Source organism: Arthrobacter oryzae, from assembly GCF_037911235.1.
Taxonomy (GTDB): domain Bacteria; phylum Actinomycetota; class Actinomycetes; order Actinomycetales; family Micrococcaceae; genus Arthrobacter; species Arthrobacter oryzae_E.
Map to the genome: position 1 here is coordinate 66867 of NZ_JBBLYW010000067.1, position 20403 is coordinate 87269.

Here is a 20403-nt window from a genome sequence, read left to right on the forward strand (position 1 = left end):
CGTAAGACTCTACCGGCCGTCCGGGCACAGCGTAGGGGCCCCGGAGGGAACAGCAACAAGCCGTCATGACATCGCGTCCGAATCAGACTAGCTTTGTGGAGTGCTGACTATATTGAATGCCGCGAAGCGGGTGCTGGTGGGGAGGCCCTTCCGGAACGACCGGCTGGCCCACACCCTGTTGCCAAAGCGGATCGCGCTTCCGGTCTTCGCCTCGGACGCCCTGTCCTCAGTGGCGTATGCGCCCGATGAAATCCTCCTGACCCTGGCACTGGCGGGTGTGAGTGCGGTGGCGTTTTCCCCCTGGGTGGGCCTCGCCGTCATGGTGGTGTTGCTCACAGTGGTGGCATCCTACCGCCAGAACGTGCACGCCTACCCGTCCGGCGGCGGCGACTACGAAATAGCCAACGTCAACCTCGGCAAGCATGCGGGACTGACGGTCGCGTCGGCGCTGCTGGTGGACTACGTGCTCACAGTCGCCGTCTCGATGTCCTCGGCAGCAACATACCTCACCGCCGCTGTGCCCGCGCTGCACGGCCAGCAGGCCATGATAGCTACCGTGGGCGTGGTCATCCTCGCGCTGGTGAACCTTCGCGGCATCAAGGAGGCCGGCAGCGTTTTCGCCGTTCCCACGTACATCTTCATGGCGTCCATCCTCGGCATGACTGCCGTCGGCATCTTCCAGGCGGTGACGGGACAGCTGGGCGAGGCCCCGTCCGCGAACTTCACGATTGTTCCGGCGGCCGGGTTCGATGAAGGGCTGGTCGGTCTGGCCGGCGCCTTCCTGCTGCTCCGGGCGTTCTCCTCCGGCGCAGCGGCCCTGACCGGTGTGGAAGCAATCAGCAACGGCGTGCCCAACTTCCGGAAGCCCAAGAGCAAGAACGCGGCAACCACGCTCCTCCTGCTGGGGCTGATCGCGTCCTCCATGCTTGCCGGCATCATCTACCTGGCCAACGCCACCAAAGTGCACATCGTCCTGGACCCAGCCACGGAGTTCCTGGTCAACGGGCAGCCGCTACCGGAAGACTACATCCAAAGCCCGGCCATCAGCCAGATCGCCCAGACCATCTTCGGTCCCGGCTCGGTGCTGTTCTACATCGTGGTTGCAGCAACCGGCGTCATCCTGGTCTTTGCCTCCAACACGGCCTTCAACGGCTTCCCGGTCCTCGGATCCATCCTGGCGCAGGACGGCTATCTTCCGCGCCAGCTCCGTACGCGCGGCGACCGCCTGGCCTTCAGCAACGGAGTGCTGGCCCTCGCCGCGGGCGCCCTGGTGCTCATCCTGTCGTTCAACGCCGACGTCACCAAGCTCATCCAGCTGTACATCGTTGGCGTCTTCATTTCCTTCACCGCCAGCCAGCTGGGAATGGTGAGGCACTGGGGCCGCGAACTGAAGCTGGCACGGGACAAGGCCGTTCGCCTCCGGATGCTCAAGTCACGCAGCATCAACATGATCGGCTTCGGGATGACCGCACTGGTGCTGACCATTGTGCTGATCACCAAGTTCGAGCAGGGCGCCTGGATCGCCCTGCTGGCGATGTTCGTGCTCTACCTCATCATGTGGAGCATCCACGCCCACTACGACAACGTGGCCAAAGAGCTGGCTGTGGACGAGGACTCCTCGCCCCGGGCCCTTCCGTCCCGGGTGCACGCAGTGCTGCTGGTTTCCCATGTCCGCAAGCCCGTACTGAGGGCACTGGCGTACGCCCGCGCGTCGAGGCCCTCGCGGCTCGACGCCATCACCGTGGACATCAACTCCGAGGAAACCGCGCACACCCTGGCCGACTGGGAGAAACTGGAAATTCCGGTGCCGCTGACCGTCCTCGCCAGCCCCTACCGGGAAACCGTGACTCCCATCATGGAATACGTGAAGAACATGCGTCGGGACTCGCCCCGTGACCTCATCGTGGTCTACATCCCCGAGTACGTGGTGGGCAAATGGTGGGAACAACTGGTCCACAACCAGACCGCGCTGCGAATTAAGACCCGTCTCCATTTCGAGCCGGGAGTCATGGTGGCCAGCGTGCCGTGGCAGCTCAAATCGTCCGAAGAAGCCAAGAAAATGCAGGATATCCAATGAACCCCGAGACCCAGACCCGCACGGACGCCGAGCTCGTGGTGGATGTCGGGCCCATCGCCCACGGCGGGCACTGCGTTGCCCGCCACGAAGGCCGCGTGGTGTTTGTCCGCCACGCCATTCCCGGCGAGAAGGTCCGGATCCGCCTGACCGATGCCGGCGAGGGATCCAAGTTCTGGCGTGCCGACGTGGTGGAAGTGCTTGAAGCGTCTCCGGACCGCGTGCCCCATTTCTGGCACCTGGCGGACTCCCTGCGGGCGTGGTCCCACGGCCACCCTCCCGTGGGCGGTGCGGAACTGGGCCACGTGTCACTGAAACGCCAGCGAAGCCTCAAGGCTGACGTCCTGGCGGAACAGCTGAAGCGGCTCGCCGGCGTCGAACGCGTCACCGGGGTGGAAACCGTGGGGGGAAGCGCCGCCGGCGCCGCCGCCACCGGCAGGGACGCAGGACTGGGCTGGCGCACGCGGGCAAGCTTCGCCGTGACGCCCGCCGGCGGGCTGGGCATGCACGCACACCGCTCCGACCACGTCATCGCCATCCGCGAAATGCCGCTGGCTGTGGCCGGCATCAATGAGCTCAGGCTGTGGGACATCGACCTGCAGGGCATTGAGCGCGTGGAAGTGGCGGCCCCCGCCAACGGATCGCGCCCGCTGGTACTGCTGGCTCCGGCCGCGGGCACCCGGGCCAAGCGACTCGGCGCGATCCTCGCGCAGCTGCCCGAAGAGGTCTCGGTGGCCAGCTTCGATCCGCTCAAGGGCGAGGTCCTGCAGCTGCGGGGCCGGACGTGGGTCCAGGAGTCCGCCGCCGGACACGAGTACCGGGTCACGGGGGAGGGCTTTTGGCAGATCCACCGTGACGCGCCGGACACCCTTGTCGGGGCGGTCAAAGGTTTCCTGCACGACGGCGGGTACCTGGAACCGGGCGCTGTGGTGGCCGACCTGTACGCCGGGGCGGGCCTGTTTACCGCCGCACTCGCTGACGCCGTCGGTGTGACCGGCTCCGTACTGTCCGTTGAGGGTGCTCCGGGCGCCAGCAGGGACGCGCGGAAGAACCTGCACGGGGCGTCACAGGTGGAGATCATGCAGGGGCGGGTGGAGCGCGTCCTGCGGCAGAAACCCCGCAACTTCGATGCAGTGGTGCTTGATCCGCCGCGTGCAGGGGCGGGCAAGGCGGTGGTCAGCCAGCTGATGGCAGCAGGCCCCCGCGCCATTGCCTACGTTTCCTGCGATCCGGCGTCGTTCGCCAGGGACGTGGGGTACTTCCGGGAGGGCGGCTGGTCGCTCTCGGGGCTCCGGGCGTTTGATCTGTACCCGCACACGCACCACATGGAGACGGTGGCGTTGCTGACGCCCCCGGCCTGATGTGACTAGGATGGGCGTAGTAGTCCCACGTCGCGCGCCGAATTCCCGGCTGACCCCATGCTCTTTTGTATGACCTTGTACTAATTAGGATGACCTAACTAGCAAGCGGTCTACCGCGCGACAAAGATGAAACTGTTGCGAGAGGAGTCCTGCGATGAGCATTGTGGACAGCTTCGGTTCAAAAGGCAAACTTAATGTAGCCGGTACCGAATACGAAATTTTCCGGTTGAACTCCGTTGAAGGTGCAGAAAACCTTCCGTTCAGCCTCAAGGTATTGCTTGAAAACCTATTGAGGACCGAGGACGGCGCGAACATCACGGCCGATCACGTCCGAGCACTGGCCGGCTGGGATCCCAACGCCCAGCCCGACACTGAAATCCAGTTCACGCCGGCGCGCGTGATCATGCAGGACTTCACTGGCGTGCCCTGCGTTGTGGACCTCGCCACCATGCGTGAGGCCGTCAAGGAGCTCGGCGGAGACCCCAAGCGGGTCAACCCGCTGGCAGCCGCTGAAATGGTGATCGACCACTCGGTGCAGATCGACGCATTCGGCAACTCCGGCGCACTGGAGCGCAACATGGAGATCGAATACCAGCGGAACGGGGAGCGTTACCAGTTCCTCCGCTGGGGCCAGACCGCGTTTGACGACTTCAAGGTTGTCCCGCCGGGAACCGGCATCGTGCACCAGGTCAACATCGAGTACTTGGCCCGCACCGTGATGACCCGCGAAGTTGACGGAGTGGTCCGGGCTTACCCGGACACCTGCGTCGGCACCGACTCGCACACCACCATGGTCAACGGCCTGGGCGTGCTGGGCTGGGGCGTTGGCGGCATTGAAGCCGAGGCTGCAATGCTGGGCCAGCCCGTGTCCATGCTGATCCCGCGCGTCGTGGGCTTCAAGCTGACCGGGTCCATCCCGGCCGGCGCCACCGCCACCGACGTCGTCCTCACCATCACCGAGCAGCTGCGCAAGCACGGTGTGGTGGGCAAGTTCGTGGAATTCTACGGCGAAGGTGTGGCAGCAGTGCCGCTGGCCAACCGCGCCACCATCGGCAACATGAGCCCGGAGTTCGGCTCCACGGCCGCCATGTTCCCGATCGACGACGTCACCCTCGACTACCTGCGCCTCACCGGCCGGTCCGAAGAGAACGTGGCCCTCGTGGAGTCCTACGCGAAGGAACAGGGCCTCTGGCACGATCCTTCCAAGGAGATCAAGTTCTCCGAGTACCTCGAGCTGGACCTGTCCACGGTTGTTCCCTCCATCTCCGGCCCGAAGCGTCCCCAGGACCGCATCGAGCTCACGGATGCCAAGGAGCAGTTCCGCAAGGACATCCACAACTACGTGAGCATCGAAGACGGCAGCGTGGACGAGTCCCTGGAAGAGTCCTTCCCGGCCTCCGATCCGCCCTCCTTCACGCACGCTGATTCCCACACCACGGAAACCGCGCGCGTTGAATCTGCGGCCAACGGGGCCGAGGGACGTCCGTCGGTCCCGGTGCACGTTGTCACCGCGGACGGCCGCGAGTTCGAGCTGGACCACGGTGCGGTGTCCATCGCCTCGATCACGTCCTGCACCAACACGTCCAACCCGTCCGTGATGCTGGCTGCCGCACTGCTGGCCCGCAACGCCGTGGACAAGGGCCTGGCCTCAAAGCCGTGGGTCAAGACCTCCGTGGCGCCCGGCTCCAAGGTGGTCACCGACTACTACGAGAAGTCGGGCCTCACCCCGTACCTGGAGAAGCTCGGCTTCTACATCGTGGGCTACGGCTGCGCCACCTGCATCGGCAACTCCGGTCCGCTCGACGCCGAAATCTCCGAGGCCATCCAGGCCAACGACCTTTCCGTCACCGCAGTGCTCTCCGGTAACCGCAACTTCGAAGGCCGCATCAACCCGGACGTGAAGATGAACTACCTGGCCTCCCCGCCGCTGGTCATCGCCTACGCCCTGGCCGGAACCATGGACTTCGACTTCGACACCGACGCCCTCGGACAGGACAAGGCCGGAAACGACGTCTTCCTGAAGGACATCTGGCCGAACCCGGTCGAGGTCCAGCAGGTCATCGATTCCTCGATCGACAAGGAAATGTTCGCCCGCGGCTACGAGGGCGTCTTCGACGGCGACGACCGCTGGAAGGCCCTCGACACCCCGGCGGGCGACACCTTCGCCTGGGATGAGAAGTCCACGTACGTCCGGAAGCCCCCGTACTTCGAAGGCATGAAGGCAAAGCCGGAGCCCGTCACGGACATCACCGGCGCCCGCGTGCTGCTCAAGCTCGGCGATTCCGTCACCACCGACCACATCTCCCCGGCCGGTTCCTTCAAGTCGGACACCCCTGCCGGCCAGTACCTGCTGGCCAACGGTGTGGAGCGTAAGGACTTCAACTCCTACGGCTCGCGCCGTGGCAACCACGAAGTGATGATCCGCGGCACGTTCGCGAACATCCGCATCAAGAACCAGCTGCTCGACGGCGTCGAGGGCGGCTTCACCCGCGACTTCACGCAGGCGGACGGTCCCCAGGCGTACGTCTACGATGCCGCCCAGAACTACCAGGCAGCCGGCACCCCGCTGGTTGTCCTGGCAGGCAAGGAATACGGCTCGGGCTCGTCCCGTGACTGGGCCGCCAAGGGCACCGCGCTCCTGGGCGTCAAGGCAGTCGTGGCCGAAAGCTACGAGCGCATCCACCGCTCCAACCTGATCGGCATGGGCGTCCTGCCGCTGCAGTTCCCGGCCGGCGAATCAGCCGCAACCCTGGGCCTGACCGGCACGGAAACCTTCGCGGTTGAGGGCGTTACCGCCCTCAATGAAGGCACTACCCCGAAGACCCTCAAGGTCACCGCTACGGCTGAAGACGGCTCCGCCAAGTCCTTCGATGCGGTCCTCCGCATCGATACCCCGGGCGAAGCGGACTACTACCGCAACGGCGGCATCCTGCAGTACGTGCTGCGCCAGATCTCCGCCAACTAACGGCAGGGCTCCACACCGGCACAAGCGAATGCCCCGGTCCGTCACTGACGGGCCGGGGCTTTTGCGTTGCGGCGGTGCAAGTGCCCCGGCCAGCCCCTGCGTCCGCACCTGCCCGGAGGCGTTAGAGTTAAAAGGCATGTCTACCACCCGAAGGAGGCCCCGTTGGGAATCTTGGACACCATCCGGAATCCACAGGACCTGAGCAAGTTGACCGAAGAACAGCTGTCCCAGCTGGCTGCGGAGGTCAGGAGTTTCCTGATCGGCAACGTGTCGCAAACGGGTGGCCACCTCGGACCGAACCTCGGCGTCGTGGAACTGACCATGGCCGTACACCGTATTTTCGATTCCCCCCGGGACAGCATCGTCTTTGACACCGGGCACCAGTCGTACGTCCACAAACTCCTCACCGGACGCCAGGACTTCAGCACCCTCCGCCAGGAAGGCGGCATGTCCGGCTACCCGGACCGGGCCGAATCCGAGCACGACATCGTGGAAAGCTCCCACGCCTCCTCCTCACTGTCTTGGGCAGACGGCATCTCCCGCGCCCGGCAGCTGACCGGCGACGGCGACCGCTACGTGATTGCCGTGGTGGGCGACGGCGCCCTGACTGGCGGCATGGCCTGGGAAGCGATCAACAACATAGCGGCGGACAAGCGCCGACGCGTGGTCATCGTCGTCAACGACAACGGCCGTTCCTATGCAGCCACGGTGGGCGGCTTCGCCGACTACCTCGCGTCATTGCGTCCCACCATCGATTCCTTCCGGGCCGCACCGGCATACGAGGGCACCCTGGACTGGTGGAAACGGAAGCTTCAAAACGGCGGTCCCGTGGGCCAGTTCACCTACCGGAGCCTGCATGCCATGAAGAAGGGCATCAAGGACTGGTGGGCGCCGCAGGGCATGTTCGAGGACCTCGGCATGAAGTACATCGGCCCCGTGGACGGCCACAACCTCCAGGCCATGGAGCACGCCCTCTCGACTGCCAAGAACTACGCCGGCCCGGTGATTGTGCACGCGATGACCGAGAAGGGCCACGGCTATGCGCCGGCGCGCGCCCACGAGGCCGACCAGTTCCACGCAGTCGGCATTATCGATCCTGAGACCGGGGAGCCCACCGAGGTGGGAGGCGCCAAGTCCTGGACTTCGGTCTTCGCCGATGAAATCGCAGCGATTGCCGATGAGCGCAAGGACATCGTGGGCATTACCGGTGCCATGCTCATTCCCGTGGGCCTGCACAAGTTTGCCGCGCGGCACCCGGAACGTGTCTTCGACGTCGGGATTGCCGAGCAGCACGCACTGACCTCGGCGGCCGGCATGGCCTTCGGCGGGCTCCACCCCGTGGTTGCCGTGTATGCAACCTTCCTGAACCGTGCCTTCGACCAGTTGCTGATGGACGTTGCCCTGCACAAGGCAGGGGTCACCATTGTGCTGGACCGTGCCGGCGTCACCGGCCCCGACGGCGCCAGCCATCACGGCATGTGGGACATGGCGATGGTGCAGATCGTGCCGGGCCTCCATCTTGCAGCGCCCCGCGACGCCACCAGGCTTCGGGAGGAACTCCGCGAGGCCGTGGCCATCAAGGACGCCCCCAGTGTTGTCAGATATTCCAAGGGGAACGTGGGCGCCGAAGTGGAAGCCCTGGAACGGCTGGGCGACGGCGTCGATGTCCTGGCCCGCCGCCCGTCAGGCTCCAGCGAAAACGACGTCCTGATCGTGAGCGTCGGCGCCATGTCCGAACTCGCCCTGGACGTCTCGAACCGCCTCGGCGCGCAGGGCATCAGCTCCACCGTGGTGGACCCCCGCTGGCTGCTGCCGGTCCGGAAGTCCATCATCGCGCTGGCAGCCCGCCACCGCCTGGTCATCTGCATCGAAGACGGCGTCCGCGCCGGCGGCGTGGGCTCACGCATCCGCCAGGAAATGCGCGCCGCCGGGGTGGACACCGCACTCAACGAGGTGGGGCTTCCGGTGGAGTTCCTGGACCACGGCACGCGCGCGCAGGTGCTGGAACGTGTCGGATTGACGGCCCGCCAGATCACGCACGACGTCGTTGCGCAGGTTTTGGGGACCAAGGTGCCTTTCGCGCGTCCCCTGCCCGGCCAGGAGCACCCGACTACGGGCAGCCTGCCGAAACTGTGATTCCGCACGAGGCCACACCTCCCGAGAGCCTCAAACCGGGAGACCTGGTGGTGGCGCGGAACCGGAAATGGGACGGCGGCGCCCACTGGGTGGTGCCAGGCAACTACCTCGGCGAGGACCGCCACGGCTGGTGGATCTTCCAGCCGCAGGGATCATTCATCTCACGGCCCGGCGCTGCTTTCCATGCCAGGTCGGATGCCGTCCTGCTCGTCCCGCGGATCGGCGACTACGTGGCCACGTTCTATGACGACACCTACCCCGGGGACTTCCGGGTGTACGTGGACCTCGCCGTTGGCCACGGCTGGAACGGCATCCGGCCCGGCACGCTGGAGTTCCACGTGATCGACATGGACCTGGACGTGATCCGGTCCGTAACCCGGGGCGTCTACATCGACGACGAAGACGAGTTCGCCGATCACCAGGTGAGCATGGAGTATCCGCGGGACCTCGTGGACCGCATGCTCGAGGAAACAGAACAGCTTTATCAGGCCGTCAAGGCACAGCACGCACCGTTCGACGGCACAGACGCCGAGTGGTTCAGGAGAGGACGGGCATGAGCGGAATTATCAGGGTCTACAAACGCGACGACGAAGGGGTCCTGCTCTTTCGGGAAGCCTGGTTCGATGAGGACTACAGCCAGTTCGTGATGAACCATGGCGCCGTGGGGCACCAGAGCAAGACGGACGAAACCGACGTCGCCGACGCCGCGGCCGCCGAGGGCCTGATGGACGCCTTCGCGGTGCAGTGCGCGGAGGACGGCTATGCGGAGATTCCCGACGAGGAACAGTTCTGGGTGGTGGCCCAATACGCCCTGAAAACCAAAGACGGCACGGACCGTGACCGCTACCTGGAGGAAAAAGCCAAGGACGCCCTCATCAGCCATCTTGCCTGGCGCGGACTGGGCACCGTGGAACGGTCGGAATTCGGCGACGCCAAGCTCAACATCTTCTGCCTTTGCCCGGACGTCAACAAAGCCGTCAATGCCATAAAAGTCTGCATCCGCGGCGAGGACCTGGACTTCACCAAACTCAGCATCGCGGCGGCGCCGTTCGGAGACCCGGAGGCGTTTAAGCTCAAGCACTCGCCGAAACCTGCTTCGGGCTTTACCCTCTAAGAGGGGGAAACCGACTTTCTGGGAGGCATCCGCTATGACGCGTAAATCCGTTCAACCAGGCCACACCCCGATTCCCCGCGGAATCGGCGCGCCTGCCCGCCGGGCCATGGCCCACGCAGGATTGGAAACCCTGGAACAGGTGGTCCAGTTCGGTAAGCGGGAACTGCTTAAGTTGCACGGAATGGGCGTCAAAACCATGGCCCAGCTCGAGGATGCCATGGACGAGAACGGACTCGAGTTCCCCGCGACCTGACAGGCGCTCCGGAGACTCAGGTCTCGGACCGAGCGCAGGCCCGTACGCAGGCCCTGACGCTGTCCGAAGGGGCCGCGTCCGGGCCGTAGGCGCGGCCGTTATAGGCTGAATTCATGACTGAATACCGCCGTGTGGGAAATTCCGGATTGACTGTCTCCGTTGTGGGACTCGGCTGCAACAACCTGGGCCGGGCCAATACGGTGACGGAGTCGCAGGAGGGGACCGACGCCGTCGTGCATGCCGCCCTGGACGCGGGCATTACGCTTTTTGACGTCGCGGACACCTACGGCAGGGAACCCGGACTCAGCGAAACCATGCTGGGCAGGGCCCTTGGCGGCCGGCGCGGGGACGCCATCGTCGCCACGAAGTTCGGCATGGACATGCACGGAGCCAACGGCAACGACTTCGGCGCCCGCGGATCACGCCGCTACATCGTTCAGGCCGCCGAGGCTTCCCTGCGGCGGCTCGGAACTGACTGGATCGACCTCTACCAGTTCCACACTCCGGATCCGCTGACCCCCATCGACGAGACCCTGGCCGCCCTGGATGATCTTGTGACCAGCGGGAAGGTCCGCTACCTCGGCCACTCCAACCGGGCCGGCTGGCAGATTGCCGAGGCCGAATTCGTGGCCCGCGCCCGTGGCGGGTCGCGCTTTATCTCCACCCAGAACCACTACAACCTGCTGGACCGGCGTGCCGAGCTCGAAGTCACGCCCGCCGCCGAAGCCTACGGCCTGGGCGTGCTGCCGTATTTCCCGCTGGCCAACGGCCTGCTGACCGGCAAGTACGCGCCGGGCAAGGCTCCGGCGGGCTCCCGCCTCAGCCACACCCGGACCAACCTGGTCAACGACGCCGACTGGGACCAGCTGGACAAGTTCAGTGCGTTCGCCGCGGAGCGCAACCTCAGCGAAATCCAGGTGGCGTTCTCCTGGCTGGCGGCCCAGCCGTCCGTCAGCAGTGTCATCGCCGGCGCCACGAGGCCCGAACAGGTCCGCGAAAACGCCGCCGCTGCGGCCTGGGTGCCCAGCGCTGAAGAACGTGCCGAGCTGGACGCGATCTTCCCCCGCACGCCCAAGGTGGCACTCTTCTGATGCATTCGGTCCTGATGGACGTCGACACCGGGATCGACGACGCGCTGGCCCTGGTGTACCTCCTGTCCCGCCCCGATGCGCGGGTGCAGGCGATCACCTGCACCGCCGGAAATGTGGGCGCGCGGCAGGTGGCGCTGAACAACCTTGCCCTCCTGGAGCTGTGCGGCAAACCCGGAATCGAGGTGGCCATCGGAGCCGAGGTGCCGCTGGAGATCCCGCTGGTCACCACGGAGGAAACCCACGGGCCGCAGGGAATCGGCTACGCCGAACTTCCGCCGCCAGCGCAAGAAATTTCGCATCGGCACGCCGTGGATGTGTGGGTGGACGAGGTCCGAAAGCGCCCAGGCGAGATTACCGGTCTCATCACCGGACCGCTGACCAACTTCGCCCTAGCCCTGCGCCGGGAACCGGAACTTCCCCGCATGCTCAAGGGCCTGGTGATCATGGGCGGCTGTTTCTACTACCAGGGCAACACCACCCCGACGGCGGAATGGAACGTCTCGGTTGACCCGCATGCAGCCAAGGAAGTGTTTGCTGCCTACCGGGGCCTCCCGGAGGACAAGCTGCCGGTGGTGTGCGCGCTGGAGACCACCGAGCTGATTGAGATGCGCCCCGAACACCTGCAGCGCCTGGCTGAAGCGGCGGGCTCCGGACCGGAACTTGTGCTTCCGGAGCAGCCCGAGGGTCTTCGCAGCCGGTCCGGCAACAAGCTGGTGGCGTGCCTGTCCGACGCCATCCGCTTCTACATGGAGTTTCACCGGCTCTATGACCAGGGCTTCGTGGCCCACGTTCACGACGCCTTCGCTGCCTGTGTGGCCGTGGGGCGCACGGATGTGGCCACGGCACTGGCAACGGTGGATGTCGAAACCCGTTCTCCGCTGCTGATGGGCACCACTGTGGCCGACTACCGCGGACTGTGGGGCCTGCCGCCGAACGCCCGTATTGTCACGTCAAACAACCCGAAAGAGTGCTTTGATGAGCTCATCGGTTCGGTGGGGGCGCTGGCCAGGCAGCTGGCCTAAGATGGTAGCTGCGCCGAGGTGACATAGGCGCACGTTTGCCGACCCCGGTACCGGCGTACCCAAGTCCGTGTACCCGTGGAACGCAGTCCGTGTACCCACGGAACGCACCCGCAGCCACAGCCAAAAGGAACAGCCATGTCACAGCAATCCCGGACCCTTGCCGCCCCTGGACAGGCGGCGGTCCGCAGCCGTCGCCTGCTCGAAGTCCTCGGCGCGGTATCCATTGCGGCCACCTTCGTTTTCCTCGTCCTGACGCAGCCCGCCGACATCACCAACGGACTGGCGAGCGGTTCCACACTGGTGGCGCTTGGCGGGTTCCTGCTGGGAGCCATCCTCCTGATCGTCGGAGTGCTGCCCACCCTTCCCACGTCCACGCTGGTGCTGATCCCGGTGGCCCTCGTCCTCAATATTGCACTCGGGCAGATCATGGGATCCACCGGCCTGCCGTTCTACTTTGACGCGATCGGCACCGTACTCATTGCGGTTCTTGCGGGTCCGGCGGCCGGGGCCGCAACGGGCGCCCTCAGCAGCGTCGTCTGGTCCTTCATCAACCCCACGGTGCTGCCCTTCGCAGCCGGGGCGGCGCTCATCGGCTTCCTCGCGGGCCTGGCTGCCCGCTCCGGACTGTTCCGCCGCTTCTACCTGGCCCCGGTGGCGGGTTTCGTAACGGGCATCCTGGCCGGAGTCGTCTCCGCTCCCATTGCTGCCTTCGTTTTCGGCGGCACATCCGGCGTCGGTACCGGCGCAATTGTCGGTGCCTTCCGGGCCATGGGCGATACCCTCCTGGCCGCCATCACCAAGCAGGCACTCATTTCGGACCCCATGGACAAGGCCATCGTCTTCGCCATAGTCGCCATGCTGGTCTACGCCCTGCCGCGCCGGACCACGCTGCAGTTCGCCTTCGTGCGGCGCTTCAACGTGCTTGCCGGCCAGAAACGGGAATCGCCGGACGCCTGATTCCGTGCCTGCCCGCCTGAACATGCCTGCCGCGCTGAACCCCCTGACCGCCCTGGCTGCGGCCGTAGCGGCTGCGGCGATGACGACGGCGGTGTCCGGTTGGGCTTTTTCCCTCGCCGTTGCCCTCGGCTGCGCCGTGCTGGCAGGGCGGGCTGGCGTGGCCGGCCGGCTGGTGCCGGCCGCCGCCGTGATCCTGGCGCCCTTTTGGCTGTCGCTGCTGATCATGCACGGACTGTTCTTTCCCGAGGGCCGGACGGTGCTGGCGCAGTGGGGTGCGGCCCGGGTCACCGCGGAGGGTCTTGGTTTCGCGCTGGACATGGGTGCCCGGACAGCCGCCTACGTCATGGTGTTCCTGCTCTTTTCGTTCACGGTCCGTGTGCCGGACCTGGTGGCTGTCATGTCAGCCCGGCGGGTGCCTCCGCAGTTCGGCTATGTCCTGGCATCCACCCTGACCCTGGCCCCGGCCATCAGCGGCCGGCTGGCGCGGATCCGGAATGCCCAGGAATCCCGGGGACTTGTGCTCGGCGGCGGGCCGCTGGCACGGCTGGCGGCGGCACGGCTGCAGATGATTCCGCTGGTGCTCTCGCTCATCCAGGATGCCGGTGAAAGGGCGCAGGCCCTTGACTCCCGGGGGTTCAGCGATGCCGGGGCCCGCACCAGCTACCGGGAAGTGACGGATAGTGCGGCCCAGCGGGTGTTCCGGGCCGTTGCCCTGCTGCTGGCCGCGGCCGCCGTGGCGCTGCGGATCTCCGGGCAGTGGCCCGAAGCACAGTGGCCCGAAGGACAGTGGCCCGACATGCTGTGGGGAGCACCGGCATGAGGACTGCGCCTGTGCTGGACGCCCGGATTGCGTCTTTCAGCTACCACGGTGAGGACGGCGCCGTCCTCGACGACGTCCAAATTGCCGCGGCGCCAGGCACACTGACTGCCGTGCTCGGCGGTTCAGGCAGTGGCAAGTCCACCCTCGGCAGGCTGCTGGCCGGCTGGTTGTCCGGCGGCCACGCGGGCAGGTTCACCGGCAGCCTGCACCTGCGCGCCGCGTCCGGAGGAGCGGCGCCGGAAGACAGCGCACCCCTCGAGTTCCGCGGCACTCCGGACGACCCCCGCATCAATCCCGCCCTGTGGTCGGAGCACGTGGGCTTCGTTCCGCAGGATGCGGCGTCGCTCTTGTCCACTGTGGCGTCCACGGTGGCCGAGGAACTGGCGTTCGGCCTCGAGAACCGGGGCATGGAAAGGCACTTGATGCGAACGGAGGTGGCGCACGCGGCCGAGGCGGCGGGCCTGACAGACCTGCTGGAACGTGACCCCGCCACCCTCTCCGGGGGTGAACTGCGGCGCCTGGCCGTGGCCAGTTCTGCCATAACGCGGCCAAGTGTGCTGATACTGGATGAGCCGCTCGGGTCGCTGGATGACGCCGGCGCCGCCTCGGTCCGCAGGCTGGTCAGCCGTCTCCTGGACTCCGGCACCGCCGTCATCGTCCTGAGCCAGGCCGCCGATGAGCTGGCCCTCTCAGCTGCCCGGTGGCTGGTGCTCGACGGCGGAACCGTCACGGTCCGCGGCACCCCGGCCGGGCTGGCGGGCAGCCCCGGGCTGCTGCACACCGGCGTCGTGTTTCCCGGCGGGGCGGGCCATAGTGTCAGCCCGCCCCGCCGGGCGGGAACTGCCACTGCGGAAACTGTCCTGGAGCTGGAGCGCATCAGCTTCGGCTATCCGGCCGGACGCCGGAAAACGAGGCCGACGGTCCTTGGCGACGTTAGCCTCACGGTGGGAGCGGGAGAGATCGTAGCCCTGACCGGCCCGAACGGTGCTGGCAAGTCCACCCTGCTCCGGCATTTCAACGGCCTGCTGCGCCCGGACGAGGGGGCCGTACGGATCCGCGGCGCGGATATCGCCGGCATTCCCACGGGCCGCGTGGCGGACCGGGTGGGCCTGCTTTTCCAGCATCCGAGGGACCAGCTTTTTGAGCGGACCGTGCTGCGCGAAGTGCTTTTTGGCCTGGAACGGACGTTCGGGCCGTCGGCGGAGGCCAAGGCACGGGCAGCGCTGGACGCCGTGGGGTTCGCGGACCAGTTGCACATCCATCCGCAGGAGCTTCCGGCTTCCCGGCAGCGGCTGCTGGCCCTCGCCACGGTACTGGCACGCCAACCGGACCTCATCGCCCTGGACGAGCCGACGGTGGGGCTGGACCGCCACGGCCTCGACCGTCTCGACGACGCCATTGGTGCCGCAGTGGAGCGCGGCGCTGCCGTCGTCATGGTCACCCACGATCTGGCCTACGCCAAGGCCATGGCCCACCGGGTCCTGGAGCTGAAGGACGGCCGGCTGCGGGAAGCCTGACCGCTACCGGGGCACGGACGCAGCTGCGCCGCCGTCCGCACCGAATGACGGTGCAGGCGGCGGCGCAGGGGTGCGGGCGGCCAGGGTGCGGCCGGGCGGCCCTAGGCGGGAACCGCCGCGGAGGCTACTCCCGGTGCCAGGAACTTCTTGCCGTTGACCCGTTCGGAGGCCCCCACGCGGTCCAGGTACGGCGTGATGCCGCCCAGGAACATCGGCCAGCCTGCGCCGAGGATCATGCACAGGTCGATGTCCTCGGGTCCGGCCACCACGCCCTCGTCCAGCATGAGCCCGATCTCCTCAGCCAGTGCGTCCTGCGTGCGCCGCAGCACCTCCTCGGCCGTGGACGGGGAAGTGCCGAAGGAGAGGAGCGCCAGGGTCTCAGCCGGAATGAACGGTGTGCCGTCCGGGCCCTTCTCCGGAGTGCCGTTCTGCACAGCCCACAGGGACTTGATGCCGTTGTCGATCAATTTCTGCAGGTTTTGCGAGACGGTGAACCGGTCCCCGAACGCAGCATGCAGGGATTCCTGGACATGCTGCGCCACCGGCAGCCCCACCATCGCGCCGAGCGTGAACGGCGTCATGGGCAGTCCCATGGGCCGCAGGGCGTTGTCCGCCACCTCGGCCGGAGTGCCCTCATCGAAGGCGGCCGTCACTTCGCCCATCAAGCGAAGCAGGATGCGGTTGACCACAAATGCGGCTGCATCCTTGACCAGGACCGCAGTCTTCTTTAGTCCCTTGGCAAGCTCGAATGCGGTGGCCAGCACGGCGTCGTCGGTCCTGGGCGCCCGGACGATCTCCAGCAGCGGCATCACGGCCACCGGGTTGAAGAAGTGGAAGCCCACCAGGCGCTCCGGGTGTTCCAGGTCCTCAGCCATGGCAGTCACGGACAGCGAGGACGTGTTCGTTGCAAGGATGCACTCGGGGGAGACAATCGCCTCCACCTCAGCGAACACCTGCTTCTTGACGTTCAGTTCCTCGAACACGGCCTCGATGACGAAATCCGCGTCGGCGAACGCTTCCTTGGACACGGAGCCTGTCACCAGCGCCTTCGTCCGGTTGGCGGCGTCGGCGCTGATCCGCTTCTTCGCCAGCATCTTGTCCACCTCGGCGTGGACGTAGCCCACACCCTTGTCCACGCGGGCCTGGTCGATGTCCGTCATCACGACCGGCACCTTGAGCTGCCGGGCGAAGAGCAGTGCCAGCTGGCTGGCCATGAGACCCGCTCCAACCACACCGATCTTGGTGACGGGCCGTGCCAGCTTGCGGTCCGGTGCGCCGGCCGGACGCTTGGAGCGCTTCTGCACGAGGTCCAGGAACGCGTATACCGTGGAGCGGAACTCGTCGGTCTGCATGAGCCCGGCCAGCGTCTCGCACTCGAGCTCCGCCGACTCTGCCTGGGTCATGGTCCGGTTGGCCTCCATGATGTCCAGCACCTTGGCCGGGGCGGGGGAAGCGTTGGACGTCTTGGACTCCACGAAGGTCCGCCCGGCGGCAACGGCCGCCGCCCAGCGTTCGGCAACCGCGGGGTCGGACGGGTCGACGGCGTTGCGGCGTTCCGGGGCCGTCTCGCCGGAGATGACGCCTGCGGCCCAGGCAAGGGACTGTTCCACGAAGTCGGCCGGTTCAAACATGGCATCGGCAATGCCCAGGCCGAAGGCCTGCGGACCTGTGAGCGTCCGGTTGTTGCTGAGCGGATTCTCGATCATGACCTTGACGGCATTCTCGGGTCCGACCAGCCGTGGCAGGATGTAGACGCCGCCCCAGCCGGGCACCAGCCCGATAAAGGCTTCGGGAAGAGCCAGCGCACCGGCACCGGTGGAGACTGTGCGGTAGGTGGACTGCAGGGCGATTTCCAGCCCCCCGCCCAACGCCACACCGTTGATGAAGGCGAAACTGGGTACTCCCAGGTTGGCCAGGGTGGCGTACACCTCGTGGCCGAGCTGCGCCATCCACAGGCCGTGGTCCCGGTTGTTGAGGGACTTGACGGCGGACAGGTCCGCGCCCGCCACCAGGAAGTAGGGTTTGCCCGTCACGCCGACGCCCACGATTTCGCCGCGGGCAGCACGCTCTTTGAGCCCCTCGAGGACGGTGCCCAGTTCCACCAGGGTGTTCGGGCCCAGGGTGGTGGGCTTGGAATGGTCCAGGCCGTTGTCCAAGGTGATCAGCGCGAAGGTTCCTGCGCTGGGCTTCCCGCCTGTAGCCGGGAGCTGGATGTCCTGCACGTAGGAATGCGTGACCGTCTCATCGGGGAAGAGATCGGCAAGCTTGCGGAAATCTGCGGCGCTCATGCTGCGGCTCCTTCAGTCTCGGTGGTGGGTGCAGTCTCGGTGGTGTCGGAATCCTGCAGCGACGCAACGGTGCCGCTGTAGCCTGTGTATTCCGAGTGACGCGGGTTTTCCCAGATGACGGTGGCCCCCATGCCCAGGCCGATGCACATGGTGGTCATGCCGTAGCGGACCGAAGGGTCTTCCTGGAACTGGCGGGCCAGCTGGTTCATCAGCCGTACTCCGGACGAGGCCAGCGGATGCCCGACTGCGATCGCGCCGCCGTAGCGGTTGACGCGGGGATCGTCGTCGGAAATGCCGAAGTGGTCCAGGAAGCTCAACACCTGGACGGCGAACGCCTCATTGATCTCGAACAGCCCGATGTCCGTGATCTCGAGTCCGGCGTTCTTCAACGCCTTCTCCGTTGCGGGGACCGGCCCGATGCCCATGACCTCGGGCTCCACGCCGGCAAAGGCGTAGCTGACCAGGCGCATTTTCACCGGCAGCCCGAGTTCAGCGGCCGCCTCCGACGAGGCGAGCAGGGCCGCCGTCGCGCCGTCGTTCAGGCCGGCGGCATTGCCGGCAGTCACGCGGCCATGGGGTCGGAAAGGTGTGCGGAGCGCGGCGAGGTCCTCGAGGGAGGTGCCCGGGCGGGGCGGTTCGTCAACGGTGTTGACCGTCCAGCCCTGCCCCGGCTTCATGGTGGCCACCGGCACGAGGTCCGGCTGGATCTGGCCCTTGCCGTAGGCTGCTGCCAGCTTGTCCTGGGACGCCACGGCGTAGGCGTCCGTGCGGTCCTTCGTGATGGCAGGGAACCGGTCGTGCAGGTTCTCCGCGGTATTGCCCATGTTCAGCGCGGCCGGGTCCACCAGCCGCTCGGACATGAACCGCGGATTGGGGTCCGCGCCCTCGCCCATCGGGTGGTTGCCCATGTGCTCCACTCCGCCGGCGATGACCACGTCGTAGGCCCCGAAGGCAATGCCGCTGGCGGTGGTGGTCACGGCGGTCATGGCGCCGGCGCACATGCGGTCTACGGCAAAGCCGGGGACGGTGCGGGGGAGCCCGGCCAGCAGGGCGGCGGTTCGGCCGATGGTGAGGCCCTGGTCGCCGGTCTGGGTGGTGGCGGCAACAGCCACCTCGTCAATGCGGTCCGCGGGGAGCGTGGGGTTGCGGCGCATCAGTTCACGGATGCACTTGACCACGAGGTCATCGGCACGGGTTCCGGCGTAAATGCCCTTCTCACCTGCCCGGCCGAACGGGGTGCGGACACCGTCCACAAAAACGACGTCGCGGCCGGTGCTGTTCTTTCCGCTGGAACGGGGTTGGCTCACGTGATACTCCTCATCGAGACATGGGTGCCGGACGCACGCCAGTGGCGGCGGCGATCCGGGCGGCATTAATCCCAATGTTACTCGTGAGTAACTTAGCTGGCAAGGACCCTGCGGGCATTGTGGAACCGGTTGCGGGAAGCTTAGCCCTCCGTAGCGGGAACGGCCTTGGGCTCTTTGGATTCCTTGGGGGGCAGGGGCTGTGGATTGAGGAACGCTGCGGTGATCAGGGGCGCCGTGAGCTCAATCTGCCACGGCCGGGCGCCGAGTTCGCTGAGCTCTTCGCCGATCGCTTCCTCGCTGAGCTCCGCGGGCGGACGCCAAGCCACCCGGCGGAGGAAGTCGGGCGTGAGCAGGTTTTCGACCGGAAGGTTCAGTTCGTCTGCTTTGTTCTGGAGCAGCGGCCTCGCAGTCGCAAGCCGCTCGGCTGCAGCAGGGTCCCGGTCCGCCCAGACGCGCGGCGGCGGAGGCGCGTTGGTGGGCAGGTGCAGCGGCGGGAGTTCCTCCATGGTCCGGGCGGTCGCGATGCACCGCAGCCAGCGCGGAGCCTCGCGCTGCGCGGCACGGCCGTGAAAACCTTTGGTGCCCAGCAGTTGCGGCACGGTGGAGGGCATGGCCTTGGCGGCCGCCACCAGGGAAGAGTCGGGGATGAGCCGGCCCGGGGCGACATCGCGCTTCCGGGCCAGGGAATCGCGTTCCAGCCACAGTTCCCGGACCGCGGCGAGCTGGCGGCGGTCCCGGATCTGGTGCAGGCCGGAGGTCTTGCGCCAGGGATCCACACGGGGCGGGGCGAGCCCGGCTGCAAGGATGGCAGCGAATTCCTGCTCGGCGTACTCAAGCTTTCCGTCGGCCTGGAGCAGCTCGATGAGTTCTTCGCGGAGCTCGGTGAGGACCTCGACGTCCAGGGCCGCATACCGGAGCCAGGGTTCAGGCAGCGGGCGGGTGGACCAGTCGGCAGCGGAATGTTCCTTCGCCAGGCCGAATCCGAGCAACTGCTCGATGACGGCGGCCAGCCCCACCCGCGGCAGCCCGGCCAGCCGCGCGGCCAGTTCGGTGTCGAACAGCTTGTGCGGCCACATACCCAGCTCGGACAGGCAGGGAAGGTCCTGGCTCGCCGCGTGCAGGATCCATTCAACGCCTTCCAAGGCGTCGTTGATGATCTGCAGGTCCCCGAAGGGTTCCGGGTCGATGAGCCATGTTCCCGAGCCCTCGCGCCGGATCTGGACCAGGAAGGCCCGTTGCCCGTAGCGGAAACCCGAAGCGCGCTCCGCGTCCACCCCGGCCGGACCCGTCCCGGCGGCAATGGCGGCGGCGCAGCGTTCCAGTCCTGCGGGAGTTTCAATGACTAGCGGTACTCCGTCACGCGGGGAGTCAAGGTCGATGACCTCGGGGACCAGGCTGTCGAAGCCTTCCACCGTGATGTGGGGAGTTATGTCAGCAGCCGGGACGCCGGCTGTGGTGTGTTCCGGATTTTGAGGGGTCATGATGCCTTCAGTTTACC

General features: G+C 66.6%; 15 protein-coding genes. 12 read left to right on the forward strand and 3 right to left on the reverse strand.

The genetic code is table 11. The features are described 5' to 3' along the window. The first annotated feature begins 100 nt into the window (after positions 1-100). From WMN78_RS19640 to WMN78_RS19695, 12 genes are all read left to right on the forward strand, one after another. Positions 101-2077, forward strand: coding sequence for an APC family permease (locus tag WMN78_RS19640; protein WP_340535440.1), 1977 nt, complete (start codon positions 101-103; stop codon positions 2075-2077). Beyond that, positions 2074-3435: a class I SAM-dependent RNA methyltransferase gene (locus WMN78_RS19645; RefSeq protein WP_340535441.1), complete on the forward strand. Its 1362-nt coding sequence runs from the start codon at positions 2074-2076 to the stop codon at positions 3433-3435. Before WMN78_RS19640 ends, WMN78_RS19645 begins: the two co-directional genes overlap by 4 nt. 154 nt (positions 3436-3589) lie before the next feature. Further along, a complete protein-coding gene (gene acnA, locus WMN78_RS19650; RefSeq protein WP_340535442.1) occupies positions 3590-6400 on the forward strand; it encodes an aconitate hydratase AcnA in 2811 nt (936 codons plus the stop codon). 162 nt (positions 6401-6562) lie between these two features. Further along, a complete protein-coding gene (dxs, locus tag WMN78_RS19655) occupies positions 6563-8536 on the forward strand; it encodes a 1-deoxy-D-xylulose-5-phosphate synthase (protein ID WP_340535443.1) in 1974 nt (657 codons plus the stop codon). Further along, a complete protein-coding gene (locus tag WMN78_RS19660; protein WP_340535444.1) occupies positions 8533-9093 on the forward strand; it encodes a DUF402 domain-containing protein in 561 nt (186 codons plus the stop codon). Before dxs ends, WMN78_RS19660 begins: the two co-directional genes overlap by 4 nt. Then, positions 9090-9650 carry a hypothetical protein gene (locus tag WMN78_RS19665; protein WP_340535445.1) on the forward strand — a complete coding sequence of 187 codons (561 nt, stop codon included), beginning with the start codon at positions 9090-9092 and terminating at the stop codon, positions 9648-9650. Before WMN78_RS19660 ends, WMN78_RS19665 begins: the two co-directional genes overlap by 4 nt. A 34-nt stretch (positions 9651-9684) precedes the next feature. After that, a complete protein-coding gene (locus tag WMN78_RS19670; protein WP_340535446.1) occupies positions 9685-9903 on the forward strand; it encodes a hypothetical protein in 219 nt (72 codons plus the stop codon). 113 nt (positions 9904-10016) lie between these two features. Beyond that, positions 10017-10994: an aldo/keto reductase gene (locus tag WMN78_RS19675; protein WP_340535447.1), complete on the forward strand. Its 978-nt coding sequence runs from the start codon at positions 10017-10019 to the stop codon at positions 10992-10994. After that, complete coding sequence (locus tag WMN78_RS19680) at positions 10994-12016, forward strand: nucleoside hydrolase (protein WP_340535448.1); 1023 nt, start codon at positions 10994-10996, stop codon at positions 12014-12016. Before WMN78_RS19675 ends, WMN78_RS19680 begins: the two co-directional genes overlap by 1 nt. A 135-nt stretch (positions 12017-12151) precedes the next feature. Further along, on the forward strand, positions 12152-12973 hold the full coding sequence (locus tag WMN78_RS19685; protein ID WP_340535449.1) for an ECF transporter S component: 822 nt from the start codon (positions 12152-12154) through the stop codon (positions 12971-12973). A gap of 4 nt (positions 12974-12977) precedes the next feature. After that, entirely contained in the window at positions 12978-13793 is an 816-nt protein-coding gene (locus WMN78_RS19690) for an energy-coupling factor transporter transmembrane component T (protein ID WP_340535450.1), read from the forward strand. After that, a complete protein-coding gene (locus WMN78_RS19695) occupies positions 13790-15310 on the forward strand; it encodes an ABC transporter ATP-binding protein (protein WP_340535451.1) in 1521 nt (506 codons plus the stop codon). The genes WMN78_RS19690 and WMN78_RS19695 overlap by 4 nt, the downstream gene beginning before the upstream one ends. A gap of 101 nt (positions 15311-15411) precedes the next feature. Here the strand turns inward: WMN78_RS19695 and WMN78_RS19700 are convergent, their stop codons facing one another. The 3 genes from WMN78_RS19700 to WMN78_RS19710 form a co-directional block, all read right to left on the reverse strand. After that, positions 15412-17598, reverse strand: coding sequence for a 3-hydroxyacyl-CoA dehydrogenase NAD-binding domain-containing protein (locus tag WMN78_RS19700; RefSeq protein WP_340535452.1), 2187 nt, complete (start codon positions 17596-17598; stop codon positions 15412-15414). Further along, positions 17595-18905, reverse strand: a complete 1311-nt coding sequence (locus WMN78_RS19705) for an acetyl-CoA C-acyltransferase (protein ID WP_340535453.1) — start codon at positions 18903-18905, stop codon at positions 17595-17597. The genes WMN78_RS19700 and WMN78_RS19705 overlap by 4 nt, the downstream gene beginning before the upstream one ends. 140 nt (positions 18906-19045) lie before the next feature. Then, a complete protein-coding gene (locus tag WMN78_RS19710) occupies positions 19046-20386 on the reverse strand; it encodes an HRDC domain-containing protein (RefSeq protein WP_340535454.1) in 1341 nt (446 codons plus the stop codon). Between the last annotated feature and the right edge of the window lie 17 nt (positions 20387-20403).